The 16,801-nt window shown below is 70.4% G+C and carries 15 protein-coding genes and 1 pseudogene; 10 read left to right on the plus strand and 6 right to left on the minus strand.

Annotation, left to right across the window (positions count from 1 at the left end; all coding sequences use genetic code 11):
• The first annotated feature begins 48 nt into the window (after window positions 1–48).
• Window positions 49–843, plus strand: coding sequence for a methyltransferase domain-containing protein (locus AB5J56_RS33715; protein WP_369238275.1), 795 nt, complete (start codon window positions 49–51; stop codon window positions 841–843).
• 58 nt (window positions 844–901) lie between these two features.
• On the opposite strand, the gene AB5J56_RS33720 is transcribed toward AB5J56_RS33715, so the two are convergent.
• The gene (locus AB5J56_RS33720; protein ID WP_369238277.1) at window positions 902–1,846 is read right to left on the minus strand and encodes a carbohydrate kinase family protein; all 945 of its coding nucleotides are present in this window, start codon (window positions 1,844–1,846) and stop codon (window positions 902–904) included.
• Window positions 1,847–1,860: 14 nt separating this feature from the next.
• Window positions 1,861–2,766, minus strand: a complete 906-nt coding sequence (locus AB5J56_RS33725) for a pseudouridine-5'-phosphate glycosidase (RefSeq protein ID WP_369238279.1) — start codon at window positions 2,764–2,766, stop codon at window positions 1,861–1,863.
• Between the two features lie 98 nt (window positions 2,767–2,864).
• Here AB5J56_RS33725 and AB5J56_RS33730 point away from each other — a divergent pair, with 98 nt between their 5' ends.
• Window positions 2,865–3,293: a VOC family protein gene (locus AB5J56_RS33730; RefSeq protein ID WP_369238281.1), complete on the plus strand. Its 429-nt coding sequence runs from the start codon at window positions 2,865–2,867 to the stop codon at window positions 3,291–3,293.
• An 83-nt stretch (window positions 3,294–3,376) separates the two neighbouring features.
• Here the strand turns inward: AB5J56_RS33730 and AB5J56_RS33735 are convergent.
• Window positions 3,377–4,120, minus strand: a pseudogene (locus AB5J56_RS33735) (zinc-binding dehydrogenase); the annotation flags it as partial.
• 232 nt (window positions 4,121–4,352) lie between these two features.
• Here AB5J56_RS33735 and AB5J56_RS33740 point away from each other — a divergent pair.
• Complete coding sequence (locus AB5J56_RS33740; protein WP_369238283.1) at window positions 4,353–4,715, plus strand: cupin domain-containing protein; 363 nt, start codon at window positions 4,353–4,355, stop codon at window positions 4,713–4,715.
• Between the two features lie 57 nt (window positions 4,716–4,772).
• On the opposite strand, the gene AB5J56_RS33745 is transcribed toward AB5J56_RS33740, so the two are convergent.
• From AB5J56_RS33745 to AB5J56_RS33755, 3 genes are all read right to left on the minus strand, one after another.
• A complete protein-coding gene (locus tag AB5J56_RS33745; protein WP_369238285.1) occupies window positions 4,773–6,056 on the minus strand; it encodes an MFS transporter in 1,284 nt (427 codons plus the stop codon).
• 210 nt (window positions 6,057–6,266) lie between these two features.
• Window positions 6,267–6,821 (minus strand): methylated-DNA--[protein]-cysteine S-methyltransferase, encoded by a 555-nt coding sequence (locus tag AB5J56_RS33750; protein WP_369238287.1) that lies wholly within the window; start codon window positions 6,819–6,821, stop codon window positions 6,267–6,269.
• Window positions 6,822–6,934: 113 nt separating this feature from the next.
• Window positions 6,935–7,810 (minus strand): glycerophosphodiester phosphodiesterase, encoded by an 876-nt coding sequence (locus tag AB5J56_RS33755; protein ID WP_369238289.1) that lies wholly within the window; start codon window positions 7,808–7,810, stop codon window positions 6,935–6,937.
• 291 nt (window positions 7,811–8,101) lie between these two features.
• Here AB5J56_RS33755 and AB5J56_RS33760 point away from each other — a divergent pair, with 291 nt between their 5' ends.
• The 7 genes from AB5J56_RS33760 to AB5J56_RS33790 all read left to right on the plus strand — a co-directional run bounded on the left by AB5J56_RS33760 (window position 8,102) and on the right by AB5J56_RS33790 (window position 16,782).
• Window positions 8,102–8,968 (plus strand): MHYT domain-containing protein, encoded by an 867-nt coding sequence (locus AB5J56_RS33760; RefSeq protein WP_369238291.1) that lies wholly within the window; start codon window positions 8,102–8,104, stop codon window positions 8,966–8,968.
• A 40-nt stretch (window positions 8,969–9,008) separates the two neighbouring features.
• Window positions 9,009–11,132, plus strand: coding sequence for an excinuclease ABC subunit UvrB (gene uvrB, locus AB5J56_RS33765; protein WP_369238293.1), 2,124 nt, complete (start codon window positions 9,009–9,011; stop codon window positions 11,130–11,132).
• A gap of 170 nt (window positions 11,133–11,302) precedes the next feature.
• Complete coding sequence (locus tag AB5J56_RS33770; RefSeq protein ID WP_369238295.1) at window positions 11,303–11,881, plus strand: TerD family protein; 579 nt, start codon at window positions 11,303–11,305, stop codon at window positions 11,879–11,881.
• Between the two features lie 44 nt (window positions 11,882–11,925).
• Window positions 11,926–13,905 (plus strand): TerD family protein, encoded by a 1,980-nt coding sequence (locus AB5J56_RS33775; protein WP_369238297.1) that lies wholly within the window; start codon window positions 11,926–11,928, stop codon window positions 13,903–13,905.
• A gap of 285 nt (window positions 13,906–14,190) precedes the next feature.
• On the plus strand, window positions 14,191–15,180 hold the full coding sequence (locus AB5J56_RS33780; protein ID WP_369238299.1) for a TerC/Alx family metal homeostasis membrane protein: 990 nt from the start codon (window positions 14,191–14,193) through the stop codon (window positions 15,178–15,180).
• A 128-nt stretch (window positions 15,181–15,308) separates the two neighbouring features.
• The gene (locus AB5J56_RS33785; RefSeq protein ID WP_369238301.1) at window positions 15,309–15,611 is read left to right on the plus strand and encodes a hypothetical protein; all 303 of its coding nucleotides are present in this window, start codon (window positions 15,309–15,311) and stop codon (window positions 15,609–15,611) included.
• Window positions 15,612–15,681: 70 nt separating this feature from the next.
• Window positions 15,682–16,782 (plus strand): calcium:proton antiporter, encoded by a 1,101-nt coding sequence (locus tag AB5J56_RS33790; RefSeq protein WP_369238303.1) that lies wholly within the window; start codon window positions 15,682–15,684, stop codon window positions 16,780–16,782.
• The last annotated feature ends 19 nt before the right edge of the window (window positions 16,783–16,801 follow it).

Consider the following 16,801-nt stretch of genomic DNA (forward strand, 5'->3'; position numbering starts at 1 on the left):
GGAGCGTCGACCATTCCGGACAAGGCGGTCAACTGGGATGATCTCCTTATGACGCGAACCGACGGGTATCTCCTCGACAACCGCCAGACCGAGGCGGGGCAGCGCTTCGATGCCTTCGCCACCCTCTTCGACCCCACGACGTTCCGGCACATCGAGCGCTTCGGCATCGGATCCGGCTGGCGCTGCTGGGAGGTCGGCGCGGGCGGCACGTCCGTGGTGTCCTGGCTCGCCAAGAAGGTCGGCCCGACCGGACGGGTCGTCGCCACCGACATCGACACCTCGTGGGCCGCCTCGGCAGCCCGGCCGCCGGTCGAGGTCCGCGTCCACGACGTGGGCGCCGAGGAGCCGCCGGGGGAGGGCTTCGACCTCGTCCACGCCCGGCTCGTGCTGGTCCATGTCCCGGACCGGGAACGGGCGTTGCGGTCGATGATCAAGGCCCTGCGGCCCGGCGGACGGCTGCTCATCGAGGACGCCGACCCCGCCCTGCAGCCGCTGCTCTGCCCCGACGAGTACGGCCCCGAGCAGCAGCTCGCGAACCGGCTGCGCCAGGGTTTCCGCAACCTGCTCGCCGATCGCGGCGCCGATCTCGCGTACGGTCGCAAACTCCCGCGCCTGCTGCGCGAGGCCGGCCTGAACGGGGTGGAGGCCGACGCGTACTTCCCCGTCGCCTCGCCTGCCTGCACCGCCCTCGAATCCGCCACGATCCGCCAGATCCGCGACCAGCTCGTCACCGCGGGCCTGGCCACGAACCAGGACATCGACCGCCACCTGGCCAACGTGGCCGCCGGCTCCATGGACCTGGCCACCGCCCCGATGATCTCGGCGTGGGGACGCAAGGGATAAATGCCGAGGGGTGCGTGCGGGGGCGGTCCACTGGCCGTGTGCGGGTACGCCCTGTACGTCAGCCCGCCGGAGGCCTCGCACCATCCGGAGGCCTCCCGCCCACCTTCTCCACCGCCAACGCCCCGGCCCGGCACCCCTCCACGGCTGCCCGCTCCGGCTCGGCGCCCGCGAGGAGGGCCGCGAGGAACGCCCCGGTGAAGGCGTCGCCGGCGCCGGTGGTGTCGTGCGGTGTCGCGGGCGCCGCCGGGACCCGGGCCCGGACGGCACCCCCGTGCGCCACCAGGGCTCCCTCGCCGCCCTGCTTGACGACGACCAGAGGGACATGGCGGCTCAACTTGGCCGCCGCGTCCGCCGGATCGGGCAGCCCGGTCAGCAGGACGGCCTCATCGCGGCTGGGCAGCAGGACGTCCACGCCCTCGGCGAGCTCCAGGAAGCGGTCCACGCCCAGCTCGGCGAGGAACCCCGCGGACGCCGGATCCAGGCTTACGGGTACGCCACGCGCGCGTGCCGACTGCAGCGCCACTGACACCAGCGCCCGGCTCGGCTCGGAGAAGAGCAGATAGCCCGACAGATGCAGCCGCGCCACGCCGTCGAGCAGCGCCGGCGACCAGTTGTCGGGGTCCAGCCGCAGCGAGGCCCCGCTGTCCGTGAGGAATGTGCGCTCGGCCGAAGCGTTCCTGTCCACCAGACAGATCACCGTCCCCGTCGGCGCCTCGGGATCGACGGCAAGGAGCGGTCGTACACCACAATCCGTCAGCTCCCGCTCATGCCAGGCGACCGCGTCCGCGCCCACTCGCCCCAGCATCCGCACGTCCGCGCAGCCCCAATGCGCCGCCCAGCACGCGACATTGGCACCCGCACCGCCCGGCACGGTCCGGATCGCGGCCACCGTGTCCGTGCCCGAAGCGAGCGGGCCGAGGTGCCGGGCGACCACGTCCGTGACCACGTCGCCGACGACGAGCAGCGCCCCGCCGGGCGCGCTCGCACCACGGGCCACCTGCACGGGAGCCGTTCCGCTCACGTCCCGGCCCAGGCCGCCGCGATCCGCCCTGCCAGCCGTACGTTGCCCCGTACCGCAGCAAGATTGGCGCTCAGCGAGGCCCCGTCGGTGTGCCGTACCAGGTAGTCGAGCAGGAACGGCGTCACCGCCTGCCCGCTCACCCCCTCCGCCTCGCACGCGCTCAGCGCGTCGGCGAGCACGCGCGCGTGCAGGGCGGGATCGAGCTGCTCCTCCTCGGGCACGGGGTTGGCGACAATGAGCGCCGATTGCGGCCCGCCCAGCGCGTCCTGGGCGCGCATGACCTCCGCCACCTGCCCGGGGGAGTCCAGCGTCCAGTCCACCGGATGGCCCGAGTCGGACAGATAGAAGCCGGGGAAGCGCTCCGTGCCGTACCCGGCGACCGCCACGCCCAGCGTCTCCAGGCGCTGCAGGGTGGCGGCCACGTCCAGGATCGACTTGACGCCCGCGCACACCACCGTGATCCGGGTGTGCGCCAGCAGGCCCAGGTCGGCGGACTCGTCCTGGGTCACCGTCCACTCCCGGTGCACCCCGCCGAGCCCGCCCGTCGCGAACACGCGTACGCCCGCCTCTGCTGCCAGCAGCGCCGTCGCGGACACGGTCGTCGCCCCGCTCGCGCCCGCCGCCACCGCGAGCGGCAGATCGCGATGCCCCAGCTTGCGGATCCCGTCCTCGTTCGCGACCCGTTCCAACTGCTCCTTGTCCAGGCCGACATGGGGATGCCCGTCGAGCACGGCGATCGTCGCCGGTACGGCACCCTCCTGCCGTACGGCGTCCTCCAGCTCCAGCGCGACCTGGAGATTGCGCGGGCGCGGCAGCCCGTGCGCGATGATCGTCGACTCCAGGGCCACCACGGGCCGGCGCGCGTCGAGCGCCTCCCGTACCTCTTCGGACACCACGAACACGCGCCTGCCTCCTGTCGTCGGGTCTTCCCTCATCTCTGGCGGGTGGCGCGCCCCGTCAAACCCTTGCCTCCCGCGACGTACGACACCAGCCTGGGCACATGACGGACAACACCGCACGTCTCGACCATGTCGTCCTCTGGGTGCGCGATCCGGTCGCCGCGGCCGACTTCTACGAGAAGGCGGTCGGCCTGGAGCCCCTGAGGGTGACCGAATTCGCCGCGGGGAAGGCGTCCTTCCCTTCCGTACGCCTCAACGAGGAGACCATCTTCGACCTCGCGCCCCTGCCGATGGCGGAACGCATGAACATGGTTCCGGGAGCCGCCGACAGCGCGGGCCACCGGGTCAACCACGTGTGCCTGTCCCTGCCGGGGGACGACTTCGACGCCCTGCGCGCCCGGCTGGAGGAGCGGACCGTCCCCGTCTCGGAGTTCACCTACGACTCCTTCGGCGCCCGCGGAAAGGCCAAGCGCAGCTTCTACTTCCGCGACCCGGACGGGAACGTCTTCGAAGCACGGCACTACGTATAGGGTGCGTCGGCACAAGGACCGGAGCGCAAGGGTGCCCACGCGCGCGTGGGCACCCTTTTCAAGGAGTCCGAGGACTCCGGAACTCAGACCGGCCGTACGCCGTTCAGCGCCCCGTGCGGGTCGAGGACGTACTTGCGGCTGGCGCCCTGGTCGAACTCGGCGTAGCCGCGCGGTGCGTCGTCCAGGCTGATCACGGTCGCGTTGACGGCCTTCGCGATGTGCACGCGCTCGTGCAGGATCGCCTTCATCAGCCCCCGGTGGTACCGCATCACCGGGCACTGCCCTGTGGTGAAGCGGTGACTCTTCGCCCATCCCAGACCGAGCCGCACCTTCAGCGTCCCGGTCCTCGCGTCCTGGTCGATCCCGCCGGGGTCGTCCGTGACGTAGAGGCCGGGGATGCCGAGGGCACCGCCCGCGCGCGTGAGGCCCATCAGGGAGTTGAGGACGGTCGCGGGCGCCTCCTGGGCGTTCGGGCCGTGCGCCCGGGCCTCGAAGCCGACCGCGTCGACGGCCGCGTCGACCTCGGGTTCGCCGAGGATCTGCGCGATCTGGTCCTCCACGCCGCCCTGTGAGATGTCGACGGTCTCGCAGCCGAAACTCCGCGCCTGGGCGAGGCGTTCGGCGTTCAGGTCCCCGACGATGACGACGGCGGCGCCCAGGAGCTGCGCCGACGCGGCCGCGGCCAGACCGACCGGGCCCGCCCCGGCGACGTACACCGTCGAACCGACCCCGGCGCCCGCGGTGACCGCGCCGTGGAAGCCGGTCGGGAAGATGTCCGACAGCATGGTCAGGTCGAGGAGCTTCTCGCGTGCCTGGTCCCGGTCGGGGAACGGATACGCGACTGCCCTGTTTCCGTTTCCGCTCATCCGTGATCGCCGTCCCTTCGGCTCCGTGACGTCGGATGCCAGTGACTGTGCGCACGGCGGAGTCTGCTACCGCCCGTGGTTTCCGGCCAGCCTCCGCGCGAGGACGTGTGACTTCTCGGCGGCCCCCGCCGCTCGGGCACACCCGGCGACCCGGCCCCGGCAGGCTGCTCGCCTCCGGCTAGGGTGACCGCCCATGACGACGAACACCCAGGCCACCCCGTCCTTCGCCGTGCACATTCCCGACGCCGAGCTCGAACCGGAGCCGCTGGACCCGGCCCAGATCGTCTCCGGCGAGCCGGTCGTGACGGGCAAGGTGCTGTGGGAGTCCGCCGACGGCAAGCAGCTGCGCGGCATCTGGCAGATCACGCCGGGCGTGGTCACCGACACGGAGGCCAACGAGCTGTTCGTGGTCGTCAGCGGCCGCGCCACGGTCGACGTCGAGGGCGGCGACACGCTGGAGCTGGGCCCCGGCGTCGCGGCGATCCTGCGCGAGGGCGACCGTACGACCTGGACCGTGCACGAGACGCTCCGCAAGGCGTATCACATCAGTCTCTAGAGCCTCTGGCGTTCGTGGCGGTGCCAGGGCCGGGTCAGACGTGCCCCGGCTCCCCGCTCACCCCTGGGCCGCGCCCCGCGCGCGTCGTCCCCGGGTGAACAGCGCCAGGCCGCCCAGCGGCACCAGCAGGCACGCGGCGGTGAGGTTCAGCCAGCCGTAGCTCGCCTGCGCGACGATGAGACCGGCGGTCGCGCCGCCGAGGCCGGCCGACGTGTTCATCGTCAGGTCGGACAGACCCTGCGCGGCCGCCCGCGCGGGCCGCGGCACGGAGTCGGTGAGCAGCGCGGATCCCGACACCAGCCCGGACGACCAGCCCAGGCCCAGGACGAACAGCCCCACGGCGGTCTGCACATGACTGCCCTGCGCCGTTCCGGCGAGCAGCGCGGCGCAGGCCAGCAGCCCGACGGCCAGACCGATCCCGGAGAGCCGCCCGAGCCGGTCCGAGAGCCGGCCCATGAGCGGCGAGAACGCGTACATGCCCGCGATGTGCACGCTGATGACCAGTCCGATCAGGTCGATGCTCGCCCCGTGGTGCCCGAGATCTACGGGCGTCATCGACATGATCGAGACCATGGCCGTGTGCGACACGGCCACCGTCACGAGCGCCAGCCGGGCCCGTGGTGAGGCGGCGACGGCGGCGAAACCGGCCCGGATGGAACGTGCCGCGGCCGTCTGCTCCTCCGCCGGCGCCAGGGCACGGGCGGTCAGCAGGGGGTCGGGCCGCAGCAGCACGGCCACCAGGAGCGCCGAGAGAAGGAAGACTCCGGCCGCCCACAGGAAGGGCCCCGCCGCCTCGGGTATCCCGAGGCCGGAGACGCTGCGCCCCGCGGGCGCGGCGATGTTGGGTCCCAGCACCGCCCCGATCGTGGTCGCCCACACCACGTTCGAGATGGCCCGGGCCCGCCGCTCCGGCTCGGCCAGGTCGGCGGCCGCGAACCGCGACTGCAGATTCGCCGAGGAGGCCGCGCCGAACATGGCCATCCCGAGCAGCAGCAGCGGAAAGTTCCCGATGCTTGCGGCGAGCACGACGACACCCGCTCCTGCCGCGCCGATGAGATACGCCAGCACCAGCCCGGGGCGACGCCCCCGTGCGGTCATCAGCGCGGCCAGCGGCACCGAGAGCACCGCCGTACCGGTGACGGTCGCCGTGGGCGCCAGCCCGGACAGTGACTCGGTGCCGCTGACCTGCTTGGCCAGCACGGTGGCAAGCGCGATCCCGGTGGCGACCCCGAGCCCGCCGAGGATCTGACCGGCGATCAGTACGGCGGTGATACGGCGCCGCAGCGCGGGTATCGCCTCCGCGTCGACGAGCACGCCGGTCTGCCGTTCGACGGCGGTCATGCCGACGACCCGGGGACGGGCGAAGGCCCAGGGACAGGCGAACACTCAGGCACGGGCGCTCCCCGCGGAGGCGACGGAAACGGAACAGGTTCTGATCACCGGCGCAGTCTCCCAGTCCGCACCTGTGTACGAACATGGGTGGAACCGGTCGGGACGCATCCTTGGGCGGACCGGTCGGTGCGCATCCTTGGGTGGACCCATCGATGCGCGTCAGAACAACGGTTCCGGAAGCACCCCCTCCAGAGCGAGCAGCTTCCGCTTCGTCTCCAGCCCGCCCCCGAACCCGCCGATGCCACCGTCGCTCTCGACGACCCGGTGGCACGGCACCACGACCGGCAGCGGGTTCGAGCCCATGGCCACGCCCACCGCCTGCGCCGCACGCGGCTGGCCGACCCGCCCGGCGAGGTCGCCGTAGCCCACGACCGCGCCGAAGGGGACGCCGGACGCCAGCTCGCGCAGCACCTGACGGTTGAACCCGGAGATCAGCGACCAGTCCAGCGGCAGCTCGAAGTCGCGCCGCTCGCCCGCGAAGTACGCGTCGACCTGGCGTATCGCCTCGGCCAGGAGCGGCGACCCGGGCGCCTCGACGGGCTCGGTGCCGAGGCGGGACGCGAGCCGGTCGAGGGCCTTGTCACGCACGGAGTCGGTGGCGTGGAACACGACGTTCACCAGGCCCTCGTGCGTCGCCGCCAGCAGCAGCGGACCGATGTCCGTGCCGACGACTGCCCACACGACCTGCTGCTCGTTCTGCGCATGGCTGCTCATGCGATCCACCGTACGGCGCGCCACTGACAACGCCCGTGGCGCGCTCGCAGCCCCCGGCCCGCACCACGGACGCTCACGGGCTGCGCGGGCCGCACCTCGGCCCGTGCGCCTGTTCACCGCCCTTGCAGCGCCTCGCGGACCACGTCCGGCTTGTTGGTGATGACGCCGTCGACGTCGTAGTGCGCGACGCGTCGCGCACTGTCCGCGTCGTTCACCGTCCACGTGAAGATCTCCACCGGCCGGCCGTGCGGACCGTCGAACGCGTGGAGCGCGGCGACGTACCCGGACGAGATGGTGGTGTACGACGAGTTGATCTGGTCGGCGAACTGCGCGTATTCGTGCAGCTGCGCCACCGAGGGCGTGCCCAGGAAGGCCGTCTTGATGGCGGGCCGCAGGTCGTGGACCGTGCGCACACTGTCCGCACTGAAGCTCTGGACGACCAGCCTGCTCTTGAGGTGCGCCGGGTCCAGCCAGCCGTCGTTGCTCAGAAGCTTGAGGGTCTGCCGCTCGATGCCCGGATACAGCTCGGGGTTCTTGATCTCCAGGACGAGCTTCTGGTGGTTGTGCGACACGCGGTTCATGTACTGGTTCAGCGTCGGCACGCGCGTGCCCTTGTACTGGGAGCCGAACCAGCTCCCCGCGTCCAGCCGTGCGATCTCCGCGGCGGTGAAGTCCTTGACGTTCCAGGGGGCGCGGCCGGGATAGACCTGCTCGACGTCGGTCGTGCGCGCCAGCGAGGCGTCGTGCAGGACGACGAGCCTGCCGTCCTTGGTGCGCTGGACGTCGTTCTCGACCCAGCGGAAACCCATGGCGGCCGCCTTGTCGATGGAGGCCAGCGTGTTCTCGGGAGCGTAGGCGGAGGCACCCCGGTGGGAGACGATCACCGGAGTGCCACCCTCGGTCTTGGCCCGGGCGCCGGAGGTGGGGAGGACCAGGAGAGCTCCTCCGAGAAGCGCGGCGGTCGTAGCGGCGGCAACGCGCGCGTGCATAGGTACTCCTCACGTCGAGCTCACGTCGAGCGATCACTGACAGCACCAGAGTGACAGCAGAGGGTGAACGATGGAGGGATGCAGAATGGCCACGGATTACATGGACTTGCCCAAGTCCGCTCACTGGTACCGCACAAGTGCGGCGAGGCCGTGATTCTTTGCCGGAAAATCGTTCGACCATTCCGGTGCGGGTCATACTCTCTGCCTCAACCCTGGGCACTCACGCAGTCCTGAGGGCGGGGGGCATTTCAGGGATTTCCAGGAGTAACAGGGCGGGAAGGGCAGCCGCGCATGCAGGGCACGGTCGACGGATTCAGCTACGGACTCGTCACGCCGCTTGTGGCGTACCTCATGGCCTGCCTGGGCGGAGCGCTGGGCCTGCGCTGCACCACCAGATCGATGCTCGTGGCCCGCTCCTGGCGGGCCGGCTGGCTCGCCCTCGGCTCGGCGGCGATCGGCTCCGGCATATGGACCATGCACTTCATCGCGATGATGGGGTTCACGGTCCAGGAGACCCCGGTTCACTACGACAAACCGACGACGTTCGCGAGCCTGGGCGTGGCGATCGTGATGGTCGGCGTCGGAATCTTCATCGTCGGCTACCGGGGCGCCACCGGAACGGCCCTCTTCACCGGGGGCACCATCACCGGCCTGGGCGTCGCCTCCATGCACTACCTGGGCATGGCCGGCATGCGCCTCAACGGGAAGCTCGAATACAACACCTTCACCGTGTCCGTCTCCGTCGTGATAGCCGTGGTCGCGGCCACCGCCGCGCTGTGGGCGGCCGGACAGGTCCGGGGATTCCTGTGGAGCGTGGGCGCCAGCCTCGTCATGGGTCTCGCCGTCACCGGCATGCACTACACGGGCATGGCCGCGCTCAGCGTCCATCTGCACGGCGCCGGCAGCACGCCGTCCGGCGACTCGCCCGCCGCGCTGCTCGCGCCCATGATGATCGGCCCGCTGGCCTTCCTGTGCCTGGCGGGTGTCGTCGTGATGTTCGACCCGATGATGGTCATGGGCAAGCCCGACTGGACGCCCACGGAGGTCCAGCCCGGCATCCCGGCCCACTCCACCGCCCACCGCCCCGGCCGCCGTCATCTGCCGGGGGCCGGCCGGCGCACCGGACACCGCAGTTCCCGCACCCCGCAGAACTGGTGATCCGACCCCGTTGTCAGTGCGGGGTCGTACGGTGGATTCCATGCGGCCCGTATCCAAGATCGAACGTTCGGTGGCGCCTTTCGAGGTCGTCAGCCCCTACCAGCCGAGTGGTGACCAGCCTGCGGCCATCGCCGAGCTGGAGAAGCGCATCCGTGCAGGTGAGAAGGATGTCGTCCTGCTGGGTGCGACCGGCACCGGCAAGTCCGCCACCACCGCGTGGATGATCGAGAAGCTTCAGCGCCCCACCCTGGTGATGGCCCCGAACAAGACCCTGGCCGCCCAGTTGGCCAACGAGTTCCGCGAGCTGCTGCCGAACAACGCCGTCGAGTACTTCGTCTCGTACTACGACTACTACCAGCCCGAGGCATACGTCCCGCAGTCGGACACCTACATCGAGAAGGACTCCTCGATCAACGAGGAGGTCGAGCGGCTGCGCCACTCCGCGACCAACTCGCTGCTCACCCGCCGCGACGTCGTCGTGGTCGCCTCGGTCTCCTGCATCTACGGCCTCGGTACGCCTCAGGAGTACGTGGACCGGATGGTCTCGCTCAAGGTCGGCGACGAGATCGACCGCGACGACCTGCTGCGCCGCTTCGTGGACATCCAGTACACGCGCAACGACGTGGCCTTCGCGCGCGGCACCTTCCGGGTCCGCGGCGACACCATCGAGATCTTCCCGGTCTACGAGGAGCTGGCCGTCCGCATCGAGATGTTCGGTGACGAGATCGAGGCCCTCTCCACGCTCCACCCGCTCACCGGTGAGGTCATCAGCGACGACCAGCACGTCTACGTGTTCCCGGCGTCCCACTACGTGGCGGGCCCCGAGCGCATGGAGCGGGCGGTCAACGACATCGAGAAGGAACTCGGCGAGCGCCTGGCCGAACTGGAGAAGCAGAGCAAGCTGCTGGAGGCCCAGCGGTTGCGGATGCGCACGACGTACGACATCGAGATGCTCCGCCAGATCGGCTCGTGCTCGGGCGTGGAGAACTACTCGATGCACTTCGACGGCCGTGAGCCCGGCTCCCCGCCGAACACGCTGATCGACTACTTCCCGGACGACTTCCTGCTCGTCATCGACGAGTCGCACAACACGGTCCCGCAGATCGGCGCCATGTACGAGGGCGACGCCTCCCGCAAGCGCACCCTGGTGGACCACGGCTTCCGCCTGCCCTCCGCGCTGGACAACCGCCCCCTGAAGTGGGAGGAGTTCCAGGAGCGCATCGGCCAGACCGTCTACCTGTCGGCGACTCCCGGCAAATACGAGCTGTCGCGCGGTGACGGCTTCGTCGAGCAGATCATCCGCCCCACCGGCCTCATCGACCCCGAGGTCGTCGTCAAGCCCACCGAGGGGCAGATCGACGACCTGGTGCACGAGATCCGCACGCGCACCGCGAAGGACGAGCGCGTCCTGGTCACCACGCTCACCAAGAAGATGGCCGAGGACCTCACCGACTACTTCCTGGAACTCGGCATCCAGGTGCGTTACCTGCACAGCGACGTCGACACGCTGCGCCGCGTCGAGCTGCTGCGCGAGCTGCGCGCGGGCGAGTTCGACGTCCTGGTCGGCATCAATCTCCTCAGGGAGGGCCTCGACCTGCCCGAGGTCTCCCTGGTGTCGATCCTCGACGCCGACAAGGAGGGCTTCCTGCGCTCTGGCACCTCCCTGATCCAGACCATCGGCCGCGCGGCGCGCAACGTGTCCGGCCAGGTCCACATGTACGCCGACCGGATCACCCCGGCGATGGAGAAGGCCATCGAGGAGACCAACCGCCGCCGGGAGAAGCAGGTCGCCTACAACACGGAGCGCGGCATCGACCCGCAGCCCCTCCGCAAGAAGATCAACGACATCGTGGCGCAGATCGCTCGCGAGGACGTCGACACGGAGCAGCTGCTCGGCTCGGGCTACCGCAAGACGAAGGACGGCAAGGGCGCCAAGGCCCCGGTCCCCGCGCTCGGCGGCAAGGCGGCCAAGTCCGCCAAGGGCAAGCAGACGGTGCCGACCGACCGCCCCGCGGCCGAACTCGCCGGGCAGATCGAGGAGATGACCGAGCGGATGCGCGCCGCCGCCGCGGACCTGCAGTTCGAGATCGCCGCCCGGCTGCGCGACGAGGTCTCCGAGATGAAGAAGGAGCTGCGCCAGATGAAGGAGGCGGGGCAGGCCTGACCTGCCCGGCAGGGATCCGGCCGGACCCCGGATCCCCTGCGCTGAGCGCTGTGTTGCAAGACCGACACAAAGTGCGCCCCAGGGTTCGGCACTGTCAGTGCCGCTGCGTAGGGTTCTGGTCATCCGCGGATTCCGCGGCAACAGGGGACAGTTCGAGAGGGGAACAGCGCGTGACGGTCAACATGACCAAGGGTCAGGCCATCAGTCTGCAGAAGAACGACGGGGGCACGCTCACCGCGGTGCGGATGGGGCTCGGCTGGCAGGCGGCCCCGCGACGCGGGCTGTTCGGCTCGCGCACCCGGGAGATCGACCTCGACGCCTCGGCCGTGCTGTTCGCGGACAAGCAGCCGGTGGACGTCGTCTTCTTCCGCCACCTCGTGAGCGACGACGGCTCCGTGCGGCACACCGGTGACAACCTCGTCGGCGGTGTGGGCCAGGGCGGCGACGACGAGGCCATCCTCGTCGACCTGCAGCGCGTCCCGGTCCACATCGACCAGATCGTCTTCACCGTGAACTCGTTCACGGGCCAGACCTTCGCGGAGGTGCAGGACGCGTTCTGCCGTCTGGTCGACGAGACCAACGGCCAGGAGCTCGCCCGGTACACGCTGGCCGGCGGCGGCCAGTACACGGCGCAGATCATGGCGAAGGTCCACCGGGCGGGCGCGGGCTGGCAGATGACGGCCCTGGGCACCCCGGCCAACGGCCGCACCTTCCAGGACCTGATGCCGGCGATCCTGCCGCACCTGTAGGCAGCGGGCGTACAGCACACGAAGCGACGTAGGGGGACAAGGCGATGACGGCCGAGCTGGTCCGGGGGCAGAACCATCCGCTCTCCCAGGCCCGACTTGAGGTCCGCGTGTCGGCAGGCAAGCCGGTCGTGGCCGGGGCCACGCTCAGCGACGAGCAGGGCAAGGTCCGCGGCGTCGAATGGGTGGCCCATCCCGGCGCGCCCACGCTGCCAGGACTCGAGGTCTCCAAGCAGGCGGCGGCCGACCACCGCCTCGCCTTCGACCTGGACGCCGTGCCGGAGAGCGTGCACCGCGTCAGCGTGCTGCTCGCACTGCCCTCCGGCGTCGGCGGCCCGGTCCGGTTCGGCGCCGTCGCCGCCCCCTTCATCGCGGTCACCGGCCTCGACGGATCCGAGGTCGCCAGCTACACCATCACAGGCCTGGACGCCGAGTCGGCGGTCGTCGCCCTGGAGCTCTACCGACGCCAGGGCGCCTGGAAGGTCCGCGCGGTCGGACAGGGATACGCGGGCGGCCTCGCCGAACTCCTCACCGACCAGGGCCTGCCCGAGGCCCGGCAGCTCGCGGGCAGCATCAATGAAGCCGTGGCCCAGGGCCTGGCGCGCAGCGTGGCGGCACCCCCGCCCCGCACGCCCGACGGGGACCGCTCCCGGACGGCAGCCGCCTCCGCCGGGGCCCCGGACCAGCCCTACGCCGCTCCCCAGAACACCTCCGGGAACGGCATGCCCGCGCACACCGGCCACTCCGGCGCCCACCCGCAGCCGGACCCCTCCGCGGTCACCCAGCCGTCCGCGCCCACCGCCGGTGGCCCCGTCAACTACAGCCACCCCGGCCGGCAGAACGTGGCGCCGCCCCCGCCCCCGCCGACCGCACCCCCGGCGCAGCCCGGGCAGCCCGCCCAGCCCGTGGCCGGCGACGCGACCGGCTGGTCCATGGAGGAGCGGCTCTACAACCAGGTGTGGGGCATGTTCGAGGACTTGGCCCGCAGCACCGCGGCGTACCGCAGCGCGGTGGACTTCGCCGACTCACGCCTGGAGCAGGAGCTCGACAAGGCCCTGTCCGACCCGCGCAGTCGCATCGGCGGGCAGGGGGACGCGGCGCGCGAGGCGGCCCGCACCAAGCACGCAGACCTGGTCGACCAGGCCCGGGCGGCCCTCGACCGCGACCTGGCCCAGCTCACCGCCGAGTCCGAGGTGGTCGAGCCCGCGCTGCCCATGGCGTACGCAGGCTGGGACAACCCGGTCTGGCACGGCTACCGGGTGCCGATGGAGGTTCCCATGGCGGTGCGCCTCGGCAACCTCAGCCTGCCCGAGAGCGAGCGCCTGAGCATTCCGATGCTGGTCCGCCTGCCATTGGAGCGCGGTCTGTGGATCGACAGCGGCCGCGCCTCGCTCGACGGTTCGCTCGCCGACTCCGACCAGCTGCGCCGCCTGGCCATGGACACGGCGGTGGCGCAGGCCGCGCGGCTGCTCGCCGTCTATCCGGCGGGCGACTTCACCGTCCATGTGATCGACCCGGCCGGTTCGGGGGCGTCCTCCCTCGCGCCGCTGGTGCACTCCGGTGTGCTCGCCGGGCCGCCGGCCGCCGGCGCTGCGGGCGTGGCGGACGTCCTCGCCCGGCTCACCCAGCGCGTCGACCTGGTGCAGATGGCGGTGCGTGGTGGCGCGGCCGACTCGCTGCCGCCCGGCTTCGACACCGCTGAGCAACTGCTGATCGTCAACGACTTCCCGCACGGCTTCGACGACCGCGCCGTCACCCAGCTGCGCTATCTCGCGGACGAGGGGCCGGCCGTCGGCGTCCATCTGATGATGGTCGCCGACCGGGAGGACGCCACCGCCTACGGGCCCCTGCTCGACCCGCTGTGGCGCGCGCTGATGCGCCTCACCCCGGTGCCCGACGATCATCTGGCCGACCCCTGGGTCGGGCATGCCTGGACGTACGAGCCCGCCCTCATCCCCCCCGACAGCCAGGTGCTCCAGCATGTGCTCACCCAGGTGTCGGCGGCCCGTCGCTCATGGGGCCGCTGACGCTCGCCCGAGCCTGCGTCAAGCACCAGTAAAGTCCCGTGACCAGGGGATTTGGTCCTTCTTTTACTATCCCCTTTACCTTTCCTTGGTGATTCGGTACTCTTTTCCACACGGAGGGGAGTACTCCCTACCTACTGCGGCGTACCCGTCAATACGGATCAGGCCAGATCCCGGGGCGTCGGCCCGCAGGCACCGGACGCATCACGCGCCCCGGCCGCCTCGGGTGGAAGAGACCTCCGGCAGCGACGACGCTGACATTTGCCGTTACGTACTGCCGGAGGCGCAGTGGATGTTTCAGTGACCCTGTGGGTCCTTACCATCGTGGGCCTAGCCGCCCTGATCGCGGTCGACTTCTTCATCGGCCGCAAACCCCATGACGTATCCATCAAGGAAGCCGGAATCTGGACGGTCGTCTGGATCGCCCTGGCCGGACTGTTCGGACTCGGACTGCTCCTCTTCTCCGGCGGAGAGCCCGCGGGGGAGTTCTTCGCCGGCTTCATCACCGAGAAGTCGCTGAGCGTCGACAACCTCTTCGTCTTCGTCCTGATCATGGCGAAGTTCGCGGTGCCCTCGCAGTACCAGCAGCGAGTGCTCCTCGTCGGCGTCCTCATAGCGCTCGTCCTGCGCGCGATCTTCATCGCTGCGGGTGCCGCGATCCTCGCGAGCTTCGCGTGGGTCTTCTACATCTTCGGCGCGTTCCTCATCTACACCGCCTGGAAGCTCATCCAGGAGGCCAGGGCAGACGACGAGGACGAGGAGTTCGAGGAGAACCGGCTGCTCAAGGCCGCCGAGCAACGCTTCGGCGTGGCCGACCGCTACCACGGCACCAAACTGTGGATCCAGCAGAACGGCAAGCGCGTCATGACGCCGATGCTGGTCGTGATGCTCGCGATCGGCACCACGGACGTCCTGTTCGCGCTCGACTCGATCCCTGCGATCTTCGGCCTGACCCAGGACCCGTACATCGTCTTCACCGCCAACGCGTTCGCCCTGATGGGTCTGCGCCAGCTGTACTTCCTCATCGGCGGACTGCTCAGGAAGCTGGTTCACCTCAGCTACGGCCTGTCGGTCATCCTCGGCTTCATCGGCATCAAGCTCGTGCTGCATGCCTTGCACGAGTCCGGCGTCCACGTTCCCGAGATCTCCATCCCGGTCTCGCTCGGCGTGATCTGCGCGGTCCTGGTGATCACCACGATCACCAGCCTGATGGCGTCCAAGAAGCAGGCGGCGCGCGAAGAGGCCGAGAGCGCCCCGAAGGACAGCATCGACGTCTGACCGCGTCAGACGTAGGAACAACCATCCCGGGAGCGGTGCGCGGCGAATTGCCGGGACCCGCTCCCGGTGCTTGCTTGGTCTAGTGCGTTCCCCGACCCGGGGAACGCACCGGCCGAGCGGAGGCAGCCATGAAGTTCGTACAGATCATCGACTTCGAAACCGAGCGCATCGACGAGATGCGACAGCTGGTCGAGGAGGCGGACCAGCGCTTCGCGGGCCGCAGCGGCGGCGCCACGCACCGCATGGTCCTGCACGACCGCGGCAACCCCAACCGCTACCTCGTGGTGATCGAGTTCCCGTCGTACGAGGACGCCATGCGCAACAGCCAAGACCCCGAGACGAGCAAGATGGCGGAGCAGATCGCTGCGCTGTGCACCAGGCCGCCGTCCTTCACCGACTGCGACCTTCAGGAGATGACGGAGATGAAGTAGTGGCATGGACCGGTGAAGGGCCCCGCGCCACCGGAGTGCGGGGCCCGAGTGCGCCTGGGACGATCACTGCATGATCGTTCCGATCCGATCGCTCATGACGCGGTGGACGGCCTTCGTTCCCATGGTCGCCGTGGTCCTGCTGGCTTTCACCTGGGGTCGCGACCTGCCCGGTGCCGCCGTCGCCCTGGTGACACTGGTCCTCGCCGGCGCCGTGCTGGCCGCCGTCCATCACGCCGAGGTGATCGCGCACCGCGTCGGCGAACCTTTCGGCTCTCTCGTCCTCGCCGTCGCCGTCACGATCATCGAGGTCGCACTGATCGTCACCCTCATGGCGGACGGCGGCGACAAGAGCTCGACCCTGGCTCGCGACACGGTGTTCGCAGCCGTGATGATCACCTGCAACGGAATCGTCGGGGTGTGCCTCCTCGTCGCCTCACTGCGCCACGGACTCGCGGTCTTCAACGCGGAGGGCACCGGAGCCGCCCTCGCGACCGTCGCGACACTGGCCACGCTCAGCCTGGTCTTCCCGACCTTCACCACCAGCAAGCCCGGCCCCGAGTTCTCCACCGCCCAGCTCACCTTCGCCGCACTCGCCTCGCTGGTCCTGTACGGGCTGTTCGTGGCGACCCAGACCGTGCGCCACCGCGACTACTTCCTGCCGATCACCCGGCACGGCGAGGTGATCGACGCCGACGACCACGCCGACGCGCCCTCCTCCCGTACCGCCTGGATCAGCCTCGGGCTGCTCGGCCTGGCCCTCGTCGGAGTCGTCGGCCTCGCCAAGGGCGTGTCGCCCACCATCGAGTCCGGCGTCGAGGCGGCCGGCATGCCGCACTCCGTGGTCGGCGTGATCATCGCGCTGCTCGTGCTGCTCCCCGAGACCATCGCCGCGGTACGCTCGGCCCGCCGCGACCGGGTGCAGACCAGCCTGAACCTCGCACTCGGCTCGGCCATGGCCAGCATCGGCCTCACGATCCCCGCCGTCGCCCTCGCCACCATCTGGCTCTCCGGACCGCTCGTCCTCGGCCTGAGTTCCACCCACATGGTGCTGCTCGTGTTGACCGTGGTGGTGAGCTCGCTGACCGTCGTCCCCGGACGGGCCACGCCACTCCAGGGCGGTGTGCACTTGGTGGTGTTCGCCGCCTACTTGGAGCTCGCCATCAACCCGTAACGCGCAATCCGCAGCGTGA

This window comes from Streptomyces sp. R21 (genome assembly GCF_041051975.1).
Classification (GTDB): domain Bacteria; phylum Actinomycetota; class Actinomycetes; order Streptomycetales; family Streptomycetaceae; genus Streptomyces.

What these genes read in the sequence shown, in the direction of transcription:
- AB5J56_RS33715 (WP_369238275.1), top strand. Translation starts at nt 49, where the DNA reads ATGACGCGAACCGACGGGTATCTCCTCGACAACCGCCAGACCGAGGCG.
- AB5J56_RS33745 (WP_369238285.1), bottom strand. Translation starts at nt 6,056, where the DNA reads ATGACCGCCGTCGAACGGCAGACCGGCGTGCTCGTCGACGCGGAGGCG.
- AB5J56_RS33750 (WP_369238287.1), bottom strand. Translation starts at nt 6,821, where the DNA reads ATGAGCAGCCATGCGCAGAACGAGCAGCAGGTCGTGTGGGCAGTCGTC.
- AB5J56_RS33730 (WP_369238281.1), top strand. Translation starts at nt 2,865, where the DNA reads ATGACGGACAACACCGCACGTCTCGACCATGTCGTCCTCTGGGTGCGC.
- uvrB (WP_369238293.1), top strand. Translation starts at nt 9,009, where the DNA reads ATGCGGCCCGTATCCAAGATCGAACGTTCGGTGGCGCCTTTCGAGGTC.
- AB5J56_RS33775 (WP_369238297.1), top strand. Translation starts at nt 11,926, where the DNA reads ATGACGGCCGAGCTGGTCCGGGGGCAGAACCATCCGCTCTCCCAGGCC.
- AB5J56_RS33790 (WP_369238303.1), top strand. Translation starts at nt 15,682, where the DNA reads ATGATCGTTCCGATCCGATCGCTCATGACGCGGTGGACGGCCTTCGTT.
- AB5J56_RS33755 (WP_369238289.1), bottom strand. Translation starts at nt 7,810, where the DNA reads ATGCACGCGCGCGTTGCCGCCGCTACGACCGCCGCGCTTCTCGGAGGA.
- AB5J56_RS33760 (WP_369238291.1), top strand. Translation starts at nt 8,102, where the DNA reads ATGCAGGGCACGGTCGACGGATTCAGCTACGGACTCGTCACGCCGCTT.
- AB5J56_RS33740 (WP_369238283.1), top strand. Translation starts at nt 4,353, where the DNA reads ATGACGACGAACACCCAGGCCACCCCGTCCTTCGCCGTGCACATTCCC.
- AB5J56_RS33785 (WP_369238301.1), top strand. Translation starts at nt 15,309, where the DNA reads ATGAAGTTCGTACAGATCATCGACTTCGAAACCGAGCGCATCGACGAG.